This window comes from Proteiniborus ethanoligenes (assembly GCF_900107485.1).
GTDB lineage: Bacteria > Bacillota > Clostridia > Tissierellales > Proteiniboraceae > Proteiniborus > Proteiniborus ethanoligenes.
The window spans coordinates 33,123-56,726 of record NZ_FNQE01000017.1 but is presented as its reverse complement, the minus strand read 5'-3'; the positions used below and the strand labels follow the sequence as shown (position 1 = coordinate 56,726).

Below are 23,604 nucleotides of genomic sequence, written 5' to 3'. Positions count from 1 at the left end.
TATTATTTATGCTATGGAGGTATTCTTATGGGTTTTATGAACATACATGAAATACTTTTAATGGATAAAGATGAAAATCTATATAGAATATATAAATATGAAAAAAAAATTAAACTGACCTATTATGATAAATTAAGCGGAAAAACAAATGTAAGCTTAATTATAGATGACTGCTTAGATGAGTATGATGCAGCTATATCTAAAAATGGTATAGTATATTTAATATGCCAAAAGATAGATAAAAGTGTAATATTGATTTCAATAGATAAAGAAAGTTATGAAAAACATATACTTGCAGACGAATTTAAGGGTAAACTAATAAATTTAAACATCAGAGTGATAGATGAACAAACCCATATTATATATTGCGTGGAATCTGAAGAAGAGAATGAGATACTAAGAATATATCATCATTATTTATTAGGGGATATATGGAAGACACATGTGGTTTCTAACATTCGTAAAAGGGAGATAATAAACCCAATATCAATAGTTGAAACAGATGGAAAGCTAATAATTAGCTATTACGATATCGCAGATAATAATGAGCAAATTTTTATCAGTTTATATGATATACATACCTGCACATGGTCAGACAAAGTACAAATTACTGCAGATAATAATATGAAAATATATTTAGATATGATTAGCTATGACAACAAGGAAATAGACTTATGCTATAGTCAGTTCATAGAAGGAAATTTTGTGGTGAAATATGAAAAATACAATATTTCAGGTGAAAATTTAGTAAAGCAATATGAACATGTTTTATCAAATCCAGCAAATTGTATGTATCCAAACTTTGTATATAGTAGGGAAACCCTATGGATTACATGGATAGAATACAATAGTGTCTTAAGCTGCTTTTCAAATGATAGTGGACTAAGCTTCAGTCCTCCATATATATGGGAGAGTTCGAAAAGAGATAATTTTGCTAGATATAAATTTCTTACTAATAATATATCTATTTTAAATGATTATAGACTTAATTATACATTTGGCACGTATGGAGAGGATATTTCATTTATTGGCTTTGGTGATATTAAAGCTGCACTAGAAGTTCCACTAAAATCTCAGCTTAAAAAAAAAGACGAGGATGAAAACATGATTGAGACAGAGATTAAATGGGAGAAGGAAGTGAACAAAATGGAGGATTCTTATGATATTCAAAAAGAAATAAAGGAATTAAATGAAAAGATTACTAAAATAGAAAATGATTTATTGTCAATAAAAGATGAAATCCAAAACATTAAAACAGAGCATAAAACAAAAGATGAAAAACAATTGAACCAATCAGAATTTGCACAGGACATAGATAAACGTTTAGCCCATGTTGAAATGTATTTAAACAGAAGGGGCAGAGGTTTTACTAGAGGATAAAGAATCGGCTTGAATTATACCAAGCCGATTCTTTATCTATTTTGTGTATATGTCCTTTTCAAATATGTCTTTAATAGTTTGAATATCATTATATATGCTTAAAAGAAGCATAAGCTTTATACGAGCTTTTTGTCCTGGAAGATTATTCCCAAAGATTGCCCCGATATTTCTTAAATTTTTACCACCACCAGGATAACCATAAGTGTCAAGAACTCTGCCAGTAGGACATCTTGACACAATAACTACAGGTATATTTTTTTCAATACTTCTTTTGATACCTTTATACATTTCGATAGGAACATTTCCACGGCCCATGGCCTCTACTACAATACCCTTATATCCAGCACCTATACAATAATCTATTAAGTCAGAATCCATACCTGCAACACTTTTTAGCAGCGCAACCTTAGATTCAATGTTTTCGGTTTCAATATGGTCATGATTTATAATATCTCTATAAAATATAACTTCATCATTATCTACGATTCCCAAAGGTCCAAACTCAGGAGATTTAAAAGTATCAAGAGAAAGTGTATTTGTTTTAGTTACTTCAGATGCAGCATTAACCTCATTGTTCATAACAACAAGAACACCTTTATTAACGGCTTCTTTAGAGATAGCGGTACAAATTGCCGCTGATAAGTTGCTTGGTCCATCATATCCTAGCTCAGAAGAGTTTCTCATAGCCCCAACAATAACAATTGGCTTTTTAGGTTTTATTGTCAGGTCAAGAAGATAAGCTGTTTCTTCAAGAGTATCGGTACCGTGAGTGACAACTACACCTGTTATATCATCTCTTGAGATAGTGTTTTTAACAAGCTTTGACAATTCCATCATCATTTCTGGATCTATATGAGGACCAGGATATTCACCAAAATTTATCCTTTCAATTTCAGTGAATTTCTCTATATTAGTCACCATCCCCATTATTTCTTCACTAGTTAGACCAGGAATCGCAGCATTCAATCTTGGGTCTACCTTCATAGAAATTGTACCACCTGTAAAAATTACTGCCACCTTATTACCCACTTTTAGCCCTCCTATGGAAACGAATTTAATCCAATATAATTCTACCATAAAAAATAAAGTATTGGAAACAAATGAAAATAATTTAAAATAACAATTTATGCATAAATACAAAAAAGACCCCTTAGGGTCTTTTTTGTGCATTCCTACCTTCGAAATAGGATGCAAAGTAAACCGTTCAAAAGGGGTATTGGGAATAGAGATCTTTATAAAGGCTACCAGGGGTGTAGCCTCAAACAAATTATAACAAAATGCGACAGACTCTGCAACAATTTTAATTAAAAACATTTAAAATTTATATAAGTTTGTTAACTAGACTTTAAACTTTTACAATATTTATATATAATAGTAAGGTATAGCTAACATATTAGCAAAATTAGCTGGGGTATATAATTATTGAAAATTTACAAAATACTAAATATAGAATAAAAAGCTTGTTTTTTATTTTGGAATACACTTGAGGTGATTTAATGAAGGTATATTTAGATAATAGCTCTACTACAAGACCAAGAGACGAAGCGATTGATGAAGTAATCAGTATGATGAAATATGAATATGGTAATCCATCATCACTTCATAGAATGGGATTGGAAGCCGAAAGAAAAATAGAGAGTTCTAGAAAAAATATTGCTGATTTTCTAAAATGCAATAAAAGTGAGATATTCTTTACATCTGGTGGAACTGAATCAAATAATATTGCAATACAAGGCTTAATCAATAAAAACATAAAAAGAGGCAATCATATAATAACAAGTAAATTTGAACATTCTTCTGTACTAAAAGTACTAAAGCATTATGAAAATAAGGGATTAAAAATAACTTATTTAGATTTAAATGCGCATGGCATGATAGATTTAGAACAATTAAAGGAAATTATAAATGAAAATACTATACTAGTATCTATAATGATGGTAAACAATGAAATAGGTACTGTTTTACCTATAGAAAGTATTAGCCAAATTGTTAAGCAAAAGAATAAAGATACAAATCTTCATGTAGATGGGATACAAGCTTTTGGAAAGATAGAAACAGATGTAAAAAAACTGAAGGTAGATACTTTTTCCTTTAGCAGCCACAAGGTTCATGGACCAAAGGGGGTTGGGGGGCTGTATGTGAAGAAAGACATAGCTCTTGAGCCTATATCTTTTGGAGGGAGTCAAGAAAACGGATTAAGGTCTGGCACAGAAAATGTACCTGGAATAGTTGGGTTTGGTAAATCTATTCAAATATTAAAAGAGACATATGACAAAGAGATACAGCATATTAAAGAAGTTAAGAATTATTTTCTAACAAATTTGAAATCAAATATTGAAGGTATTAAAATAAATAGTTTACAAGATGACAGATGTGCTCCTCATATTTTAAATATTTCATTTATTGGAGTAAGGGGAGAGGTATTGCTGCATTACTTAGAGGATAAAGGGGTTTATGTGTCTACAGCATCTGCTTGCTCCTCTCATGGAAAGAAAAAGAGTCATGTCCTAGAAGCAATAGGACTAAGTGATGCTGAAATAGAAGGAGCAATTAGATTTAGCTTCTCACATTATAATACTATAGAGGAAATAGACTATGCTATTGAAATACTAAAGGAATCAGTAATAGATATTAGAAAAATAACTATGAGGTGAGATTATTGAATAAAGTGTTAAGCGTTAGCTTCGGTGAAATTGCTTTAAAAGGTAAAAATCGTTTTTATTTTGAAAACAGACTAATAAGAAACATTAAAAATATATTAAATGAAATTGGAGAAAACAAGGTCTATAAAGAACAAAGCAAAATTTATATTGAAATAGAAAACGATTATATAGATGAAGCCATTAGAAAGCTGAGAAGAATTTTTGGTATTGTTAATATTAGCCCATGTTATAGGATAGAAAAAGATATAGATGAGATTATGAAGAGCTCATTAGAAACACTAGAAGAAGCTAGAAAACTAAAAGGTATAAAAACATTTAAGGTTGATGTAAATAGAGCAGATAAAAGGTTTGAACCTAACTCAGTAGAATTAGCTAGGGAAGTAGGAGCTTATATATTAAAAAACTCAGAAGGCTTCACAGTAGATGTTCATAATCCAGATGCATATGTGCATATAGATATTAGGACCAATTGTTATATTTATACTGACAAGATTAAAGCATATGGCGGATTACCAGTAGGTACAAATGGAAAAGGCCTATTACTGTTATCTGGAGGAATTGACAGCCCTGTAGCAGGTTTTTTAATAGCTAAAAGAGGAGTAGAGATAAGTGCAGTACATTATCATAGCTATCCATTTACGAGTGAAAGGGCAGAAGAAAAGGTTAAAACACTTGCAAAAATACTTACAAGATATTGTGGTAGAATTAAGTTGTTTAGTGTAAATATATTAGATATTCAAAAAGAGATTAATGCAAAATGCCCTGAAGATGAAATGACTATTATATCTAGAAGATTTATGATGAGAATCGCAGAAAAAATTGCATTAAAAGAAGAAATAGATGCATTGATTACAGGAGAGAGCTTAGGTCAAGTAGCTAGTCAAACGATTAAAGGAATTAATGTAACTAATTCTTCAGTTAACATACCTGTATTAAGACCTCTTATAGGTATGGACAAAGTTGACATTACAGAGATATCAAAGGATATAGGTACATATGAAACTTCAATTCTTCCATTTGAAGATTGCTGTACTGTTTTTTTACCAAAGCATCCTGTGACAAGGCCGAAATTAGAAGATATTGAAGAATCAGAGAAAGTATTAAATATTGAAGAGTTAATAGATAAAGCAATAGAAAAAATGATAGTATATAAAGTGAAACCTGAATAATCAACAGATTATTTTAAAACTAAATTCTAATAAAAAATATAGTTTTATGGATTTGGAAAAAGATTAATAATGTAGTATCATAATTATATAGAAGCTTTAAGAATAATAGATGGATTTATTAGCAGAGAATTTTATAGAAGGAGAGATGAAATTATGAAAAAAGGTTTAATGGTGCTAGTTATTGTTCTAGCAATAATAATAGCATTTGGTTTTAGTATTGCAGGTAGCTACAATGGTCTAGTAAGATTAGATGAAGAAGTAAATGCTAAATGGGCTCAAGTTGAGAATCAGTTAAAAAGAAGGGCAGACTTAATACCTAACTTAGTAAGTACAGTAAAGGGATTCGCAGCACAAGAAGAAAATGTTTTATTAGGAGTAACTGAAGCAAGAAGCAGGCTTGAAACAGCTAGAACGCCTGGAGAATTTGCACAAGCAGATGCCCAGCTTACAACTGCCTTAGACAGACTCAATGTAGTTGTAGAATCATATCCAGATCTAAAGTCAAATGAAAATTTTATTAGATTGCAGGATGAATTAGCAGGTACTGAGAACAGAATTGCAGTATCAAGGATGGACTATAATGAATCAGCAAAAACATTTAATAGCAAGGTAAGAAGTTTTCCAACAAATATTATGGCCGGTATTTTTAGATTTGAGCAAAAAGAATATTTCGAAATTAATGAGCAAGATAAAGAAGTGCCAAAAGTTGAATTTTAGTAGGGTGAAATAAATGAAAAAAAACATATTTAGTATTTGTTTTTTGTTGATAATTTCCATGCTTTTATTTAATCCAATTGCATATGGAAGTGAAATTAAATTACCTGAACCAAGTAAAGAATTTTACGTTTATGATGAAGCAAATATAATAGACAATCATTTAGAGAATTACATTATAAATATAAACCAACAGCTTTATAGTCAAACTGGATCACAAATAGTAGTAGCTTCATTAAAGTCTCTAGATGGAAATAGTGAACAAGAAGTAGCAGTAAGACTTTTTAGAAAATGGGGAATCGGTAATAAGGAAAAAAATAATGGTATACTAATGCTAATAGCTCCAAATGAAAAAAGGTTATGGATAGAAATAGGATATGGACTAGAAGGAGCCTTACCCGATGGAAAGGTAGGAGAAATACGAGATAAACATATATTTCCCTATTTTAAAGAGGAAGATTATAATACAGGAATACTAAAAGGGTTTGATGCTATATTATTTGAAGTAGCTAAAGAGTATAATATAGAAAATAATTTTCAAAGCTCAAATTTTCAAAACAATTATGAATATAATGAAGAATATGGCTTTAGCTCGAATGGCGTAAAACCAATCCTAATGATTATAGGAATAATAGTATTTCTAATAATTGATTTTAAGTTCTTTGGTGGTATGCTCACAATGATGCTACTTCGTTCTTCTACTAGAGGAGGTAGGGGAGGATTTAGAGGTGGCGGTCGAGGAGGAGGAGGTAGCCGAGGAGGTGGTGGCTCCTCTGGAGGTGGTGGCGCTGGAGGCGGTTGGTAAAGTGTAGATTATTTCTACGCTTTTTTTTCTGTAAATTTATAAATTAATCGCTATGAAATACATAATAATGTTATAATTATTTTTACTGGGGTAATAATAATCTACAAAAGCAAATGCAAACTATTTGCATTAGATAGGAGGAAACATATGAAGACAAATATATTTAAAGGAACTCTCATTATTATAATGATGTTAACTTTATTGTTGAGTGGATGTTCAGGGAAAAGTCCCAATGGAACCTATGAAAGTGGACTTAAGGTTTATACAAGCTTTTATCCTGTATATTATTTAGCAGAACAAATAGGAAGGGATAGAATTGATTTAAATGTTATTATTCCAAATGGTTCAGAGCCTCATGACTACGAACCTTCAATGAAGGAAATGGCTGATGTGGAAAATGGAAGTATTTTCATATTTAATGGAGCGGGAATGGAGCCTTGGGCAGAAAAGCTAGCTCATAATTTAAATGGAAAAGGTATTAAAACTTTAAATTTAAGTCAATATGTAAAGCTTATAGAAGTATTTGAAGAAGAGCATGATGATCATGAAGATGAAGACCATAACCATGACCATGGGCTATATGATCCTCATATATGGCTTGATCCTATTAACATGGAGAGAATGGCTTATGAAATAATGATAGAATTCTCAAAATTAGATAATAAAAATGAAGACTTTTATAAAAGGAATTATGAGGAACTTTCTTTAAAGCTTAAAGAATTAGATTTAAAATACCAAATGGAGCTTAGTAACAAAAACAGAGACACTATATTGGTCTCTCATCAAGCCTTTGGATATATGACAAAGCGATATGGACTAAAGCAAGTTTCCGTTACTGGTATAACTCCTCATGAAGAACCTAGTCCAAAAACAATTGCTAGACTTTTAGATATAATAAAGGATGAGGGCTACGAATTCATATTTTTAGAGAGCTTAGCTAGTCCAAAAGTCGTGGAATTATTAGCTCAAGAAGGAAATTTAAAAATACTTGAATTAAATCCTATTGGAGGACTTACTAAAGAACAGCAGGACAGTAAAGAGGATTATATTACTTTAATGGAGCAAAATCTAGAAAATCTAAAAAAGGCACTGGTGAAATAATATGAAAGAAGCAATAATAAGTGTAGACAGTTTAAGCTTTGGATATGACAGTAACTTAGTTCTTGACAATGTAAGCTTTGATATAGAAAGAGGAGATTATATAGGAATAATAGGGGCTAATGGCTCTGCTAAAAGTACACTGCTAAAGCTAATCCTTGGGTTACTTAAGCCTAATAAGGGAAGTGTAGAGATATTCGGACATAACATAGAGGGCTTTAAAGATTGGAATAGGGTAGGATACTTGCCTCAGAATGTGAAGGATTTTAATACTAGGTTTCCAGCAACAGTAGAAGAGATAGTAGGATGTAGCCAATATTCACAAATGGGAGTATTGAAAATATTAAACAGGAGTATTAAAAACTCTACATTGTCTGCATTAAAAGCTGTTAATATGGAAGATTTTAAAGATAGCCTCATAGGTAACCTTTCTGGAGGACAGCAGCAAAGAGTTTTTTTGGCAAGACTTCTTGCAAATAGCTCGGAAATAATTATTATGGACGAACCTTTAATAGGTATAGATGCAGAATCTCAGGACATATTTTTCCAAATCATAGATAGGTTAAATAAGACTCTTGGAATTACTATTGTAATTGTTCTGCATGATATGGATATATTAAAGGACAAAGCAAATAAAATATTTCATCTAGGTAATAGAAAAATCAAAATAGATAATATTAAAATATAAATACATATAAGGTTATATTGAGGAGAGAAAAAACATGGCTATGTTATCATATTCTTTTATGCAAAGAGCATTATTTATTGGCTTAATTATATCTTTAATAAGTTCAAGTATGGGATTATTTCTAGTATTGCGTAGGTTTTCTATGGTAGGAGACACACTTTCTCATACAGCACTAGCTGGTGTGGCATTGGGAATGGTAACTAATACTTATCCAGTATATGCAGCTATATTGACCACATTATCAGCGTCATTTTTAGTTGAAAAGCTGAGAAAGGAATATAAGGAGTACGCAGAAATATCTCTTGCCATAGTTATGGCAGCAGGCATAGGCTTTGCAAGCCTATTAATAAGTATAGGGAAAAATAAAACAATAGGAATTATGAATTATATGTTTGGAAGTATATCCTTAGTTACGGAAAAGGATTTAATAGTTGTTACTATTTTAGGTGTAATAATTTTTGCAACTATAATAGTGTTTTTTAGAGCATTGTTTTATATAACCTTTGATGAAGGAGATGCTTATTTTAGAGGAATACCTGTAAAAACTTTAAACCTAATATTTTCTATGCTTGTGGCTATTACTATAACCCTATCTATGAGAATAGTAGGAATTTTGTTAGTATCATCAATGATGACAGTACCAGTAGCTACTAGTATTCAAATAGCTAAAAGCTTTAAGAAGGCTTTTATATACACTAATTTATTTGGTATGATTTCTGTAGCAATGGGTCTATCTGCATCATTTTATTTAGATATAGCTCCTGGTGGTGCAATAGTAATAGTATCATTGATAATTTTATTTATTGTAATCATATATAAGAGGCTATCTATTCTACTTACGAAGAAGAAAACAACCTTCACCTTAGATGGAGGTGCAGATAATGAACAAACTATATAGCTTATATGAATGTATTCAAGAAAAAGGATATAAATTAACTGAAAAAAGAAAGATCATACTACAGGTATTAGTAGATAATAAGGATTATTTATTAGAACCATCAGAAATTTTTGAAAAGGTCCTTAAAGTAGATAAAAATATTAATTTTTCAACAATTTATAGGAATCTTGAAATTTTCCTAAATGCTGGTATTGCAAAAAAAGTTAGTTTAGAAAATGGCAAAAGCTCCTACCAAATTATTTTTGAAAAGGAACATGTTCACAGCATGATATGTAAAATATGTGGTAGAGTTGAAGTAATTAACACCTGCCCATTTGAAAAAATAGATAATGAAATATTTGAGAAGAAAGGATTTCTTCCAGAGTCACATAAATTTGAAATTTACGGATTTTGCAAGGAATGTTTATTAGAAAAAAACTTTTGAAGGGCTTCTGTTGAGAAGCTCTTTTGTTTTTTGAAAGAAGCCACACACTTAAAGGGTTTCAGCATAAAAAAATATTTTTTTACTCTATTGACTTTTTAAATAAACTTTGTTTATAATATACTAGTTGGCAAAATAGTTTAGTAATGATAAACAAAAAGTTTAATAAATAGCTAATTTAATCAAGGAGGATTTCCCGTGAAAATAGGTGAAAAGATTAGACGACTTAGAGTCAAAAATTCTTTGACACAAGAGGAGTTGGCTAATCGATGTGAACTAACAAAAGGTTTTATTTCTCAGCTGGAAAGAGACTTGACATCTCCATCTATAGCTACACTGATGGATATTTTGGAAGGCTTAGGGACTAATTTAAGAGATTTTTTTAATGAAATAGAAGAAGAAAAAATTGTGTTTGTAAAAGATGATGTTTTTGTTACGGAAAATGAAGATTATAAATATACCTTAAATTGGCTGATACCAAATGCTCAAAAAAATCAGATGGAGCCAATACTTTTGGAGCTAGAGCCAGAAGGTAGCTCAAAAGAAGACTATCCCCATGAAGGTGAAGAGTTTGGGTACGTTCTATCAGGTATTATATCTATCCAAATAGGGAATGAGAAGCATAAAGCTAAAAAAGGCGAAAGCTTTTATTTTAAACCTCATGCTAATCATTTTATAAAAAATATAGGCAAGACTAAAGCTAAGATACTTTGGGTGAGTACGCCACCAAGTTTTTAACAAGCTAGGGGGAATAAAAAAATGGAGAATAACATAATAATAGACTTAAAAAACATATCAAAAGAATATGATGACCTAGAGGTATTAAAGAATATCAATCTTTACATCAGAAAAAATGAATTTTTAACGCTACTTGGACCCAGCGGTTGTGGTAAAACAACTACCTTAAGAATAATAGGGGGTTTTGAACAACCAACGAATGGGAATATTATTTTTGAAGGAAAAAGGATTAATGACCTTCCACCATTTAAGAGACAAATTAATACTGTATTCCAAAAATATGCTTTATTTCCTCATATGAATGTCTATGAAAATATAGCCTTTGGACTTAGGATTAAAAAGGTTCCTAATAGCGAAATAAAAGAAAGAGTAAAGAGGATTTTAAAATTAGTGAACTTGAGTGGATTTGAAAAAAGGGACATCGACTCATTGAGTGGAGGCCAGCAGCAGAGAATAGCAATTGCAAGAGCACTAGTGAATGAACCTAAGGTTTTATTATTAGATGAACCATTAGGAGCATTAGATTTAAAACTAAGAAAAGAAATGCAAATTGAATTAAAGAACATGCAAAAAAGAGTTGGAATTACTTTCATATATGTAACTCACGATCAAGAAGAAGCATTAACTATGTCTGATACTATAATAGTTATGGATAAAGGAAGAATTCAGCAAATTGGCACACCAGAAGATATATATAATGAACCGAAAAATGCATTTGTTGCTGATTTTATTGGAGAGAGTAATATAATCGAAGGCACTATGATAAGGGATTTGTTAGTTGAGTTTGCAGATACAAAATTTGTATGTGTAGATAAAGGCTTTGGGGAAAATACATTAGTGGATATAGTTATAAGACCTGAAGATATAAAGGTTGTACCTGAAGAAGAGGGCATGCTTACTGGAATGGTAACATCCGTTACATTTAAAGGTGTTCACTATGAAATGCTAGTGAAGGAAAGGGAGAGAGAATGGATGATACATAGTACAGTAATGGAACCCGTTGGCTCACAAATAGGCATGGTGTTTGAACCTGAAAGTATTCATATTATGAAAAAGGTGATTCAAGAATGAAAAAAAATGTTGCCTCCTTCCCATTTGTAGTGTGGATAATATTGTTCACTGTATTGCCTCTTCTATTAGTTTTATTGTTTAGCCTTACAGAAGGAAATGTACAAAATATTAAAGAAATGAAATTTACCTTAGATAATTTCAAGAGATTTTTGCAACCCAATTATATAAATGTACTAGGTCGTTCGGCAGGATTGGCATTAATATCTACAATTATATGTTTCATATTAGGATATCCTATGGCCATGATATTAGCCAGTATTGAAGAAAAGAAAAGAAATTTTTTAGTGCTTTTATTTATAGTTCCTATGTGGATGAATTTTCTTTTAAGGACCTATGCTTGGATGACACTTTTGGGAAAACAAGGACTTATAAATAGATTATTAGAATTTCTAAATTTACCAACTTTAAATTTACTATATAACAATGGAGCAGTTGTCCTAGGAATGGTATATAACTTTTTACCATTTATGGTGCTTCCAATATATACTGTTCTTAGCAAAATTGATAAGAGTATTATAGAAGCAGCAGAGGATTTAGGCTCAGATAGAGTAACAGTTTTTAAAAAGATAATTTTTCCCCTAAGTATACCAGGGGTAGTATCAGGTATTACTATGGTATTTATGCCAGCAGTAAGCACATTTGTCATATCAAGACTTTTAGGTGGAAATCGTTATATGCTTATAGGTAACTTAATAGAGCAACAATTTTTAACAGTATATGATTGGCACTTTGGCTCTGCTATATCTATTATTATGATGATAATGATTCTTATAGCCATGGCCTTCATGGAAAGATTTGATAAGGACAAGGAAGGGGGCAGAATATGGTAGAAAAGTGGATAAAAAGATTCTATGCATTTTTGCTATATTTGTTCCTATATGCCCCAATAATAGTTCTCATAGTATATTCTTTCAACAACTCTAAATCAAGAGGAAACTGGGATGGCTTTACTTTTAAATGGTATATTGAACTATTTAAGGATAAACAAATAATGAAATCTTTATACTATACCATATTAGTAGCTTTCCTTTCATCAGGAATAGCAACAGTAATTGGTACTCTAGCAGCCATTGGGATACACAATATGGGACATTTAAAGAAAAAGATTATGTTGAATTTAAATTATATTCCAGTGCTAAATCCTGATATAGTAACAGGAGTAGCCTTGATGTCCCTGTTTGTATTTGTTGGAAAGCAATTAGGATTAGTAACAATGCTGCTTGCACATATTACTTTTAATATTCCATATGTAGTATTATCAGTGCTTCCTAAGTTAAAGCAATTAAACAAACACTTAGCAGAGGCAGCAATGGATTTAGGCGCCACACCTTTCTATGCCTTCCGAAAGGTGATATTGCCTGAAATAATGCCTGGAATTATATCTGGTGCATTAATTGCATTTACAATGTCAATAGATGATTTTGTTATAAGCTTTTTCACTACTGGCTCAGGAGTATCAAATTTATCTATTACAATATTTTCAATGGCAAGAAGAGGAATTAACCCTAAGATAAATGCTCTTTCAACTCTTATGTTTTTAAGTGTATTAATTCTTCTTATTGCAATAAATAGAAGAACTTCATTAGAAATTAAAGGAAAGGATGATGTAGCTTGAAAAAAACCTTAAGATTAGTATTATTATCCATTGTGATATTAACAATGGTTTTAGTTAGCTCAGGTTGTAGTAAAGAAGACAAAATTGTACTTAATGTTTACAACTGGGGAGACTATATAGATGAAACAGTAATAGAGGATTTTGAAAAAGAATTTAATATTAAAGTAAACTATGAAGACTTTGCTACAAATGAAGAAATGTACGTAAAAATCAAATCAGGTGGAACAGACTATGATGTTGTTTTCCCTTCTGATTACATGATTGAAAAAATGATAAAAGAAGACTTGTTATTAAAGCTAGATATGGCTAATATTCCTAATTATGAGAACATAGATGATAGATTTAAAAATCTAGACTTTGACCCTAATAACGAATACTCTGTTCCTTATATGTGGGGAACTGTAGGAATATTATATAATCAAAAAATAGTTCAAGAGCCTGTAGACAGCTGGGATATTCTATGGGATAGCAAGTATAAAGGACAAATTTTGATGCTTGATAGCCAAAGAGATTCTATAGCTGTAGCATTAAAGAAACTAGGCTATTCAATGAACTCCAGAAACCTTCAAGAACTGGAAGAAGCAAAGGAAGAGCTAATAAATCAAAAACCTTTATTATTGGCATATGTAGGCGATGAAGTAAAAGACATGATGATAGGTGAAGAAGCTGCTTTAGCAGTAGTTTGGTCTGGAGATGCTGTATATATGATGGAAGAAAACGAAGATTTAAGATATGTAGTGCCAAAGGAAGGAAGCAACTATTGGTTTGATAATATGGTAATACCTAAAACTAGCAACAATAAAAAAGAAGCAGAGATGTTTATTAATTATATGTCTAGACCAGATGTTGCATTAAAAAACACAAGGTATATAGGTTATTCTACTGCAAATGCAGAAACTATGAAACTACTTGAGCCTGATGAAATAAACAATGAAGTGGCATATCCAAGTGACGATGTAATAAACAACTGCGAGGTCTTCCTAGACCCAGGAGAATTTATAAAAGAATATGATAGAATATGGACTGATGTAAAAAGCTAAAACCACGGGCAACCGTGGTTTTATTATGGAATTATAACTGATTAAAAAATTGACAAAGGGGTAATAAATAAATTAAGAGATTAAAGTTAAAGAAAAATACTAGGAGGGGTTTTATGACACTGAAATATGTTATCATAGGAAACGGTATGGCAGGTTTATCGGCTGCAAAAGAAATAAGAAACTTAGACAAAAATGGAAGTATAACTATAATTTCTTCTGAAGAGTATTTAACTTATTATAGGCTTAAGCTTTCACATTACATAAGCAAAACCTTCGAGGACAAGGAGCTTTTAATTTACAAAGAGGATTGGTATAGGAAAAATAATATTGAAGTTATTTTAGAAAAAATAGTGGAAAACATTGATACAGACAAAAAGCAAATTAAGCTAGATGACGGAAAAATAGTTACATATGATAAACTATTATTAGCAAATGGAAGTAAGCCTTTTGTGCCGCCAATAACAGGAAAGTTTAAAGAAGGTGTGTTTGCACTAAGAACATTAAAAGATTTAAAGTATATCAAAAATTATTTTGAAAAATGTGAAGATATAACTGTAATAGGAGGAGGACTACTAGGGCTAGAGGCTGCATGGGCCATTAAGCAATTAGGAAAAAAAGTGAATGTAGTTGAGTTTTTCCCTTATCTTCTTCCAAGACAGCTAGACAAAGAAATGGCTGATATAGTTAGCAAGAAGCTAAGTGATAGTGGATTAAAGCTTTATTTTGATACTGCAGCTGAAGAAATATTAGGAGAGGTTAAGGCTGAAGGTCTTAAATTTAAAGATGGGGGACAAATTAAAACAGATGCTATATTGTTCTCTGCAGGTATTAGACCAAATATAGATTTAGTAAGAGAAACATCAATAGAATTTGACAAAGGTGTAAAAGTAGATAGTTATTTAAAAACTAATATAGAAGATGTATATGCAGCAGGGGATATTGCTGAGGTAAACGGCATAGTGCTAGGGCTTTGGACAGCAGCTACAGAACAGGGTAAAATAGCAGGTGCCAACATGACTGGCGAGAATAAAGAATATAAGATACCAGAACCATTTACTACATTATCCATAGGTGATATTTCTTTGTTCTCCATAGGAAATGTTAAGGATTATACTGAAGTATTGAAGCATGATGAAGGAGAAAATCATTTTAGGCTATTTGTAGCAGACAATAAGCTAGTAGGTGGAATTCTTCTTGGAGACATTTCAAAGATGAATAGTGTGAAAAAAGCAGTAAATGGCAACATGGACATATCAGACCTTATTAAAGAAGGCTTAAGCTGTAAAGAAATAATCGAAAAGTTATAACAAAAGTTTTTATATAGTAAAAGCAGATAGCATAAAAATACTATCTGCTTTTATTTTATTTACACTAATTAGGTTTTTGAGATTTAGGAAAAATATGCTCATATTTTAAAATTAAGCCTGTAGCCATTGCAGTTATAGGGATGGCTATAATTAATCCAATACTACCTGAGAGAGCTCTCACGATTTCTGTAGCTATCATATCTAAATTTATTATTTTTATAATTGAAGTTTCATATGCCATAAAAAGAAGCATTAAAGGGACAGAGCTTCCTGTATACGCTAGAATCAAGGTATTTGACATAGTACCCATAACATCCTTGCCAATGTTTAAACCAGAGACTATTAATTTATTAGAAGAAATCTCAGGATTAAGTGCCTTCATTTCATACATTGCAGAGGATATTGACATAGCTACATCCATTACCGCACCTAAGGTACCAATAATTATTCCGGAAAACAAAAGTCCTTGGAAGTTAAAGCTAATTTGCTGAGGAATAAACATAAGCATATTTGCCTCCTCGCTATGCAGTCCAGTTAATTTAACTAAGGAACCAATAGTATAAGCAATAAAGCCTGCAAAAACAACACCCCCAACAGTACCTATAATAGCTGAAAATGATTTAAAATTAATTCCGGCTATTATAACAAATGATATAGAAGTGATTATTGTAGCAGATAATATAGCTACCCAAATAGGATTAAATCCTTTAAGTATCATAGGCAGCATAAATTTCAATATAACAGTACCAGTTATAGCAAGAGAAATAATAGATTTAATACCTTTGATTTTTCCAATAACAATTAGCAATCCTGCAAAAATTAATAAGAGAACTCCTAAATATGTATCTCTTATAAAATCTGTTATATATATAGAAGGTATTCCTTCTGAATCCTCTTCAATATCTAATAAAACCTTATCGCCATTTTTGACTATAATATCAAATACTGGGTTACCACTGACATGATTTTCAATGATGAATTCTTGCCCTTTATATTTACCGCTAGTAATCCTTATTTTCAAAATTTGAGTATCTATATTCAAACTATTAATATCATTATAATCTATGCCTTCTACATCTGATATTACCTCAATAACTTCACCTCTGGCATAGAAAAAATTCTCTTCTAAATCATTATATTCATCTTCAGAAAAACTAAAAGAAGAATTGACTAAGAATATTAACAGGATTATAATAATAAACCTTTTCAATAAGATTCCTCCTTTTGTACTTATTTTTCTACATTATATCATAAAGAAAATGAAAACACGATTTTATAGTTGATTTTGTTCATAAATAAAGCTTGCACTAGATATTAGTATCTGGTACTATAAACTTATACTATTATTAGGAGGAATACAGATGAGTAGGATCAAGATTATTACAGATAGCACAGCATATGTAACTAAAGAATATGCTAATAAAAATAGAGTTGAAATAGTTCCTCTTTCAGTAAATTTTTGTGGAGAGATAAATAAAGAAGGATTTCCTGGGGAATTTAATGAGTTTTATGAAAAATTAGTAAACACAAAAGAGTTTCCAACTACATCACAGCCTTCAACAGGTGACTTTATTGAAGCATATAAAAAGGCTTTTGAAACCGGAGATGAAATAATTGTTTTAACCATTTCATCAGAACTAAGCGGTACATATAATAGTGCTAGACTGGGTGCTGATATGCTTGAAACAGATAAAATAACAGTAATTGATTCAAAGACATCTGCAGGTAACTTAAAGCTTCTTGTAGAGAAGGCGGTCTTACTAGTAGAACAGGGATTTAGAAGAGCCGAAATAGAAAAAGAGATACTAATCCAAATAAAAAACATGAGCATAAACCTTACTGTAGATACATTAGAGTATTTGAAGCGTGGCGGAAGACTATCTAATGCTACTGCTTTTATAGGAACATTACTCAATATTAAGCCTGTAATTGGATTAATAAATGGTAAATTAGAACCTATAGGAAAGGAAAGAGGAAAAAAGAGAGCTATGGAAGCAATAATATCTATGGTTCCTGAAAATGTAAAGATAATCTCAATTGCACATGTGCAGAATATAAAGGAAGCTGAGGCTTATAAAGCACAATTAGAAAAGAAATTTACAAATGCAATTATTACAATAGATGAATTAGGTCCTGTTATAGGATCTCATATTGGTCCTAAAGCTATTGGTCTATGTGCTAGTTGGTAATATGAAAGTAGTGATATAAACATACTTAACACTTATTTTTCCCCCCAGATAAAAGGAGCTATGGAAGCCTTATGGCTTTACAGAAGCTTCTTTTATATATTATGTTTGAAAAATTAATGCAATCAGACTAGCTGCATAATTTAATTATTATGAAGTATAAGAATAAAACATTGACATTTATAAGATTATATTATACCATGTTATTGATAACGATTATCATTACGATTGGAGGGGTTCTATGAATAGTTTAGATAAGTTTCCTGTAGGTTCAAAGGTAAAAGTTAAAGAAATATCAAAAGAAGTGCAAATTAGAAAAAGGCTTCTAGAGATGGGTATAGTACCTGGAGTCAAGTTAGAGATTACAGGCAAGGCTCCTTTAGGTGATCCTATGGAAATTCTAGTAAGAGGGTATAAGCTTTCATTGAGAAAAAATGAAGCTGTTAGCATAATTGTAGAATAGTTTAGATAGGAGGATATTTTTATGACAAGTAGACCTTTAAGTTTTTTTATGGAAGGTGAAATTGGTATGGTTGATAATATTGCGGGAGGCGAAAAAGTCTCTAAAAGACTTTATGAAATGGGTTTCAACACAGGTTCAGAAGTAAAAGTTATAAAAAATGACATAGGTCCTATTATAGTTTCTTTAGCAGGCAGTAAGATTGCTCTTGGAAGGGGACTGGCTCAAAAAATAATGATAAGGGCTAATTGAGTCATTAAATTTTTTTGACTAGCTATTGAGAATGATTATTATTAACGCAAGGGAGGAGATTATTTGAGTACTATAGCTTTAGTTGGTAATCCCAATAGTGGGAAAACTACAATTTTTAACGCTCTTACTGGAGCTAACCAGCATGTAGGCAATTGGCCGGGTGTTACAGTGGAGAAGAAGGAAGGCACTCTTAAAATTAATGACAAAAGATACAAAATAATTGATTTGCCTGGAACATACAGCTTAGGGGCTTATTCTGAAGACGAAGTAGTTGCAAGAGATTTTATTATGAAGGATAATCCTGATGTAGTAATAAATGTAGTGGATGCAACTAATATTGAAAGAAATTTGTACTTAACTACTCAATTATTAGAAATGGGCACTAAGGTTGTTATTGCTTTAAACATGATGGATGAAGCTAAGGGGAAAAACATAATTGTTGATATTGAAAAATTATCAAAAGAATTAGGCATTCCTGTTATAGCAACTGTAGCTTCTAAAAATAATGGTATTGATAAATTAATTGAAAAGGCTATCCAAATAATAAATTTGGATAAAAAAACTGAAACACCAATAAGTTATGGTAAAAATATAGACGAGCAAATTGATAAGTTAAAGGAAGTTATAGAAAGCTCTTCTATAAACAATGAATATCCTTCAAAATGGCTTGCTCTAAAACTACTTGAAGGAGACAGCTATATACATGAAATGATAAAAGAAAATAACAGCTCTCATATATTTGATATACTTAATGATAATACAGATGATGCCCATGATTCTATTGAGCCTGAGCTCGTAATAGTAGATAAAAGATATGAGTTCATAGGGCATATAGTTAGTAGAAGTGTAAAGAAGCCTGAAGTAGAAGTTACGACTAGATCTGATAAGATAGATAAGGTTTTAACTCATAAATGGTTAGGGCTTCCAATATTTGCTTTAATAATGCTAATTATTTATCAATTAACTTTTGTTATAGGGCAAGATCTTCTTGGAGGAGTTGTAGCTAGTGGAATTGAATTTATTGGAGAAAAAGCAGGAGAATTTCTTATAAGTATTAATGCACCTGAAATGTTAATTTCTTTTGTAAGTGAAGGTATTATTGGTGGTATTGGAGCAGTTTTAGAATTTATACCATTGATTTTGGTTTTGTATCTATTCCTTGGACTATTAGAAGATAGTGGGTATATGGCGAGAGCGGCATATGTTATGGATAGAATAATGAGATCCTTAGGTCTTCATGGAAAGACTTTTATATCTATGTTAGTAGGAGTAGGTTGTAATGTACCGGGAATAATGGCTACAAGAACCTTAGATAGTAAAAAAGACAGAATGATAGCCATGCTAATCAATCCGTTTATATCCTGTGGAGCAAGATTACCTATATACTTAGTATTTATAGCAGCCTTTTTCCCTAAACATGGAGGTATAGTTTTATTTTCTATATATGTACTAGGCTTTTTAATTGCATTGTTAATGGGCAAGGTATTTAGCAAGACCTTATTTAAGGGTGAATCCTCTTATTTCATTATGGAACTCCCACCATATAGAATGCCTACAATCAAAGGAACATTGCTAAACATGTGGGATAAAGTAGGCTCTTTCTTGAAGAGGGCAGGAACAGTAATATTTGTTGTTGTTACAGCTCTTTGGGTTCTATCTGTTTTACCTTATGGTGTTGAACCCTATAGTGAGGCTAGTATACTTGGGAAAATAGGCAATATTATTGCACCTATATTTAAACCTGCAGGATTTGGCACATGGCAGGCATCGGTAGGGTTATTTGCAGGTATTGTTGCAAAAGAAGCTGTTGTGGCTACATTGGGCATGGTATATGCAGGAGTTGAAGAGGGAACACAGCTTATTACCGCTATACAAGGTGCTTTTACTCCTTTAAGTGCGGTTTCATTTATGATTATGACCCTTTTATATACTCCTTGTGCAGCCGTAATTGGTACTATCAAAAGGGAAACAAATTCAAAAAGATGGGCTTTATTTGCTGTAGTTTATACTTTTGCCATAGGTTGGATATTGTCTGTAATTGTGTTCCAAGCTGGCAGATTGTTGGGGCTAAGCTAACAGATACAAGGATCTGGTAATTGTAGCTTGTTAATATTTAGGAGAGGATTATATGATATTAGATGTATTAAAGGAATTAAGCCAAATGTCGACTTTTTCAAAAAAAACATTGGCTATTAAATTAAATACTAGTGAAGCAATGATTGAGCAAGTACTTGATCAACTAAAGAGAATGAAATATGTGGCTAGTGAAGAGGATAACCCTATTTGCAGTGGTGGATGCAGCGGATGTACTATCGCATGTGCAACAAGTCCGGTAAATACCATAACTATTACAGAAAAGGGAAGAAAGCTATTATCTTCTATTTAAAAGATTAGATGGATTATTGTTATCTATATAAGTGTATTTAAATCTTATAGCTAAGTCTCACTATATAACAGGGTTTGAATTGACAGTATTTACAATCCCTGTTATAATTTTTAGACGTACAGATCTAATTATTGCAAATATAGGAGGGTGGGACTGAGTGAAAAAAGAAATAGTATCATTAACTGAATGCAAAAATTATGATTATATTAAAGTAAAAGAATCTATTGAAAAGAGCTTTAATAATCTTGGGGGTATTGAGAAGTACATAAATAAAGGTGAAACTGTACTTTTAAAGTTAAACCTTCTGATGAAGAAAAAACCAGAAGAAGCTACAACAACACATCCTATATTTGTAAAAGCTTTAGCAGAGATTTTAATAGAATATGGTACGAGGGTAGTTATAGGAGATAGTCCAGGAGGACCTTTTAATGAAAGAATACTAAAAGGAATATATAAGTACTGTGGTATTCAGGAAATAGCTGATGAAGTAGGAGCAGAATTAAACTACAATACAAACTCTGTAGAAGTTAAGAATGAAAAAGGTAAGATATTAAAGAGTATGGAAGTAGTAGAAATGATAACTAAGGTTGATAAGGTTATTTCTGTTTCTAAACTCAAAACTCACGGGATGATGCTATTTACTGGAGCAGTAAAAAACATGTTTGGAATTATTCCAGGAATACTAAAGGCGGAATACCATTTTAAAATGCCTGAGATAAAAGATTTCTCAGAGGCATTAGTAGATATTTGTTTAGCAGGAAACCCCATACTATCATTTATGGATGGAATAGTAGGTATGGAAGGAGCAGGCCCATCAGCTGGAGAGCCCAGAGATATAGGCGTAGTATTAGCCTCCACTTCACCTTATCATTTAGATGTTGTGGCTACTACTATAGTTAATATACCTCCATTAAAGGTACCTACTATATTAAGATGTGTAGAGAGAAATATGATTAAGGGTAATTTAGAGGATATAGAGCTTGTTGGTGAAGATATAAATAATTTTAAGGTTTATGATTTTAAAGCACCGGGTATTCGAAGTGTTCACTTTATTAAAGATAATAAACCTTCTTTTATAAGAGCTATATCAAATAAACTTTTACAGCCTAAGCCAGTATTCATTCATAAAGATTGTATAGGCTGTAGAGACTGTGCAGATAATTGTCCAGCAAAAGTTATTGAAATGGTAAACAATAGGCCTATAGTGAATCTTGACGGATGTATAAGATGCTACTGTTGTCAGGAGCTTTGTCCTAAAAAGGCGGTTATTATTCATAGACCTTTAATCATGAAGCTAATATCAAAGCTATAAGGATTTTTTGAAAGTATTACTGACTATTAGTTTTAATTATAGAGATAGCAATGCTGTCTAAAATAAATAGCACCATGAACTGTTAAGCATTTCGTCCTTTCTCATAAGGACGGAGTGCTTTTTTGATTTATTAGCCTTTGAAAGTTTTTATCAAGTCATTTATTTTTAAAAGCTTATGCAAGCTTAAAAAATGATAGGATTGTACTCAATCTTTTAGTATGTAATGATATAGGTATATATGCCTTAATGAAATTAGTAGATTTTAAATAGAAAATATAGGATAATAAATATTATACAAAGGTTAAATAGAGGTGACTTAAGGTGTACAAAATTAAAGTAAATTTAGCTCAAAAAGACTATCCGATTTTAATAAAAAGGGGCATTATTAATAGTCTTGACTTTGAAATAGGAAGAATATATAAGAACAAAAAAATTGCAATAATTACGGATCACAATATTAAAGGTATATATGGAGATAGGATTATTGAGAGCCTTAGTGCATATGGGTTTCAAATTCATACTATTTTAGTAAATCCAGGAGAGGGTAGCAAATCTATCCAAGTTTTGAGCCATGTTTATAATCAGTTATTAGATATTGGAATAAATAGAAAGGATTTAATTGTAGCCTTTGGAGGTGGAGTAGTGGGTGATTTAGCAGGATTTGCAGCCTCCACCTTCTTAAGAGGTATTAGATATATTCAAGTTCCTACATCATTATTGGCACAAATAGATAGCAGTGTAGGGGGTAAGGTTGGAATAAATCTTCCGAGGGGGAAAAATCTAGTAGGAAATTTTTATCACCCTGAGTCTGTATTTATTGATCCAGATTTATTAAATACATTGCCTAATAGATATTTATATGATGGAATGGCAGAGGTTATAAAATATGCCTGTATAAGAGATAAAACAATGTATGAAAAGTTATTATCAATAGAGAGTAAAGAAAAGCTATATGAAAATATTGAAGAGATAATATATAGCTGCTGTAGCATAAAAAAAGAAATAGTAGAAAAGGATGAGAGAGAATCTGGTGAGAGAATGCTGTTAAACTTTGGGCATACTATAGGTCACGCTATTGAAAAGTTTTTTAACTATGAAACTTTTACTCATGGTGAGGCTGTAGCCATTGGAATGTATTGTATTACTAGACAAAGTGAAGAGATGGGTATAACTAAGAAAGGAACCTCTAGCCTGATTAAAAGGATTTTGGTGCAATATAATTTACCATTTGAAATAGGTGAAATAGATAATAGCAGGCTTTTAGAATCCATAGCCTTAGATAAAAAAGGAGAAGAAGATATTTTAAATATAGTACTACTTAAGGAGATTGGAGCTGGATTTATTAATAAAATAAATAAAGAAGATATAGGTGAATTTGTCAGTCATTTATAGATTTTAGAA

24 protein-coding genes are annotated in these 23,604 nt (G+C 31.3%); 22 read left to right on the top strand and 2 right to left on the bottom strand.

Annotated elements, in window-relative coordinates; translation table 11 throughout:
• The first annotated feature begins 27 nt into the window (after positions 1-27).
• Positions 28-1,380: a hypothetical protein gene (locus BLV37_RS08400; RefSeq protein WP_091729961.1), complete on the top strand. Its 1,353-nt coding sequence runs from the start codon at positions 28-30 to the stop codon at positions 1,378-1,380.
• A gap of 36 nt (positions 1,381-1,416) precedes the next feature.
• On the opposite strand, the gene BLV37_RS08395 is transcribed toward BLV37_RS08400, so the two are convergent.
• Positions 1,417-2,409 (bottom strand): asparaginase, encoded by a 993-nt coding sequence (locus tag BLV37_RS08395; protein WP_342026601.1) that lies wholly within the window; start codon positions 2,407-2,409, stop codon positions 1,417-1,419.
• A gap of 467 nt (positions 2,410-2,876) precedes the next feature.
• Here BLV37_RS08395 and BLV37_RS08390 point away from each other — a divergent pair, with 467 nt between their 5' ends.
• The 14 genes from BLV37_RS08390 to BLV37_RS08325 all read left to right on the top strand — a co-directional run bounded on the left by BLV37_RS08390 (position 2,877) and on the right by BLV37_RS08325 (position 15,607).
• Complete coding sequence (locus BLV37_RS08390; RefSeq protein WP_091729959.1) at positions 2,877-4,034, top strand: cysteine desulfurase family protein; 1,158 nt, start codon at positions 2,877-2,879, stop codon at positions 4,032-4,034.
• Between the two features lie 14 nt (positions 4,035-4,048).
• Complete coding sequence (thiI, locus tag BLV37_RS08385) at positions 4,049-5,212, top strand: tRNA uracil 4-sulfurtransferase ThiI (RefSeq protein WP_483145410.1); 1,164 nt, start codon at positions 4,049-4,051, stop codon at positions 5,210-5,212.
• Positions 5,213-5,365: 153 nt separating this feature from the next.
• Positions 5,366-5,929 (top strand): LemA family protein, encoded by a 564-nt coding sequence (locus BLV37_RS08380; RefSeq protein WP_091729954.1) that lies wholly within the window; start codon positions 5,366-5,368, stop codon positions 5,927-5,929.
• 13 nt (positions 5,930-5,942) lie between these two features.
• A complete protein-coding gene (locus BLV37_RS08375; protein ID WP_091729951.1) occupies positions 5,943-6,731 on the top strand; it encodes a TPM domain-containing protein in 789 nt (262 codons plus the stop codon).
• Between the two features lie 147 nt (positions 6,732-6,878).
• Positions 6,879-7,832 (top strand): metal ABC transporter substrate-binding protein, encoded by a 954-nt coding sequence (locus BLV37_RS08370; protein WP_091729949.1) that lies wholly within the window; start codon positions 6,879-6,881, stop codon positions 7,830-7,832.
• A gap of 1 nt (position 7,833) precedes the next feature.
• Positions 7,834-8,517 (top strand): metal ABC transporter ATP-binding protein, encoded by a 684-nt coding sequence (locus tag BLV37_RS08365; protein ID WP_091729946.1) that lies wholly within the window; start codon positions 7,834-7,836, stop codon positions 8,515-8,517.
• A gap of 34 nt (positions 8,518-8,551) precedes the next feature.
• Positions 8,552-9,415, top strand: a complete 864-nt coding sequence (locus tag BLV37_RS08360; RefSeq protein ID WP_091729943.1) for a metal ABC transporter permease — start codon at positions 8,552-8,554, stop codon at positions 9,413-9,415.
• Complete coding sequence (locus BLV37_RS08355; protein ID WP_176967927.1) at positions 9,399-9,839, top strand: Fur family transcriptional regulator; 441 nt, start codon at positions 9,399-9,401, stop codon at positions 9,837-9,839. Before BLV37_RS08360 ends, BLV37_RS08355 begins: the two co-directional genes overlap by 17 nt.
• Before the next feature lie 195 nt (positions 9,840-10,034).
• Positions 10,035-10,574, top strand: coding sequence for a helix-turn-helix domain-containing protein (locus BLV37_RS08350; RefSeq protein WP_091729938.1), 540 nt, complete (start codon positions 10,035-10,037; stop codon positions 10,572-10,574).
• Between the two features lie 21 nt (positions 10,575-10,595).
• Positions 10,596-11,645 carry a spermidine/putrescine ABC transporter ATP-binding protein gene (gene potA / locus BLV37_RS08345; protein WP_091729935.1) on the top strand — a complete coding sequence of 350 codons (1,050 nt, stop codon included), beginning with the start codon at positions 10,596-10,598 and terminating at the stop codon, positions 11,643-11,645.
• On the top strand, positions 11,642-12,475 hold the full coding sequence (locus tag BLV37_RS08340) for an ABC transporter permease (protein ID WP_091729932.1): 834 nt from the start codon (positions 11,642-11,644) through the stop codon (positions 12,473-12,475). Before potA ends, BLV37_RS08340 begins: the two co-directional genes overlap by 4 nt.
• Positions 12,469-13,260, top strand: coding sequence for an ABC transporter permease (locus BLV37_RS08335; protein ID WP_091729930.1), 792 nt, complete (start codon positions 12,469-12,471; stop codon positions 13,258-13,260). Before BLV37_RS08340 ends, BLV37_RS08335 begins: the two co-directional genes overlap by 7 nt.
• The gene (locus BLV37_RS08330) at positions 13,257-14,300 is read left to right on the top strand and encodes an ABC transporter substrate-binding protein (protein ID WP_091729927.1); all 1,044 of its coding nucleotides are present in this window, start codon (positions 13,257-13,259) and stop codon (positions 14,298-14,300) included. Before BLV37_RS08335 ends, BLV37_RS08330 begins: the two co-directional genes overlap by 4 nt.
• A gap of 113 nt (positions 14,301-14,413) precedes the next feature.
• Positions 14,414-15,607 (top strand): NAD(P)/FAD-dependent oxidoreductase, encoded by a 1,194-nt coding sequence (locus tag BLV37_RS08325; protein WP_091729925.1) that lies wholly within the window; start codon positions 14,414-14,416, stop codon positions 15,605-15,607.
• Between the two features lie 64 nt (positions 15,608-15,671).
• On the opposite strand, the gene BLV37_RS08320 is transcribed toward BLV37_RS08325, so the two are convergent.
• Positions 15,672-16,817, bottom strand: coding sequence for a YibE/F family protein (locus BLV37_RS08320; RefSeq protein WP_091729922.1), 1,146 nt, complete (start codon positions 16,815-16,817; stop codon positions 15,672-15,674).
• A gap of 151 nt (positions 16,818-16,968) precedes the next feature.
• Here BLV37_RS08320 and BLV37_RS08315 point away from each other — a divergent pair, with 151 nt between their 5' ends.
• The 7 genes from BLV37_RS08315 to aroB all read left to right on the top strand — a co-directional run bounded on the left by BLV37_RS08315 (position 16,969) and on the right by aroB (position 23,595).
• Positions 16,969-17,796, top strand: coding sequence for a DegV family protein (locus tag BLV37_RS08315; protein ID WP_091729920.1), 828 nt, complete (start codon positions 16,969-16,971; stop codon positions 17,794-17,796).
• 238 nt (positions 17,797-18,034) lie between these two features.
• Positions 18,035-18,256 carry a FeoA family protein gene (locus BLV37_RS08310; protein ID WP_091729917.1) on the top strand — a complete coding sequence of 74 codons (222 nt, stop codon included), beginning with the start codon at positions 18,035-18,037 and terminating at the stop codon, positions 18,254-18,256.
• A 21-nt stretch (positions 18,257-18,277) separates the two neighbouring features.
• Positions 18,278-18,505: a FeoA family protein gene (locus BLV37_RS08305; RefSeq protein ID WP_091729915.1), complete on the top strand. Its 228-nt coding sequence runs from the start codon at positions 18,278-18,280 to the stop codon at positions 18,503-18,505.
• A 63-nt stretch (positions 18,506-18,568) separates the two neighbouring features.
• Positions 18,569-20,581, top strand: coding sequence for a ferrous iron transport protein B (gene feoB, locus BLV37_RS08300; protein WP_091729912.1), 2,013 nt, complete (start codon positions 18,569-18,571; stop codon positions 20,579-20,581).
• Positions 20,582-20,633: 52 nt separating this feature from the next.
• Entirely contained in the window at positions 20,634-20,891 is a 258-nt protein-coding gene (locus tag BLV37_RS08295) for a FeoC-like transcriptional regulator (RefSeq protein WP_091729910.1), read from the top strand.
• Positions 20,892-21,048: 157 nt separating this feature from the next.
• Positions 21,049-22,203, top strand: a complete 1,155-nt coding sequence (locus tag BLV37_RS08290; protein WP_091729907.1) for a DUF362 domain-containing protein — start codon at positions 21,049-21,051, stop codon at positions 22,201-22,203.
• A gap of 321 nt (positions 22,204-22,524) precedes the next feature.
• Positions 22,525-23,595, top strand: a complete 1,071-nt coding sequence (gene aroB, locus BLV37_RS08285) for a 3-dehydroquinate synthase (protein WP_091729904.1) — start codon at positions 22,525-22,527, stop codon at positions 23,593-23,595.
• Positions 23,596-23,604 lie beyond the last annotated feature (9 nt).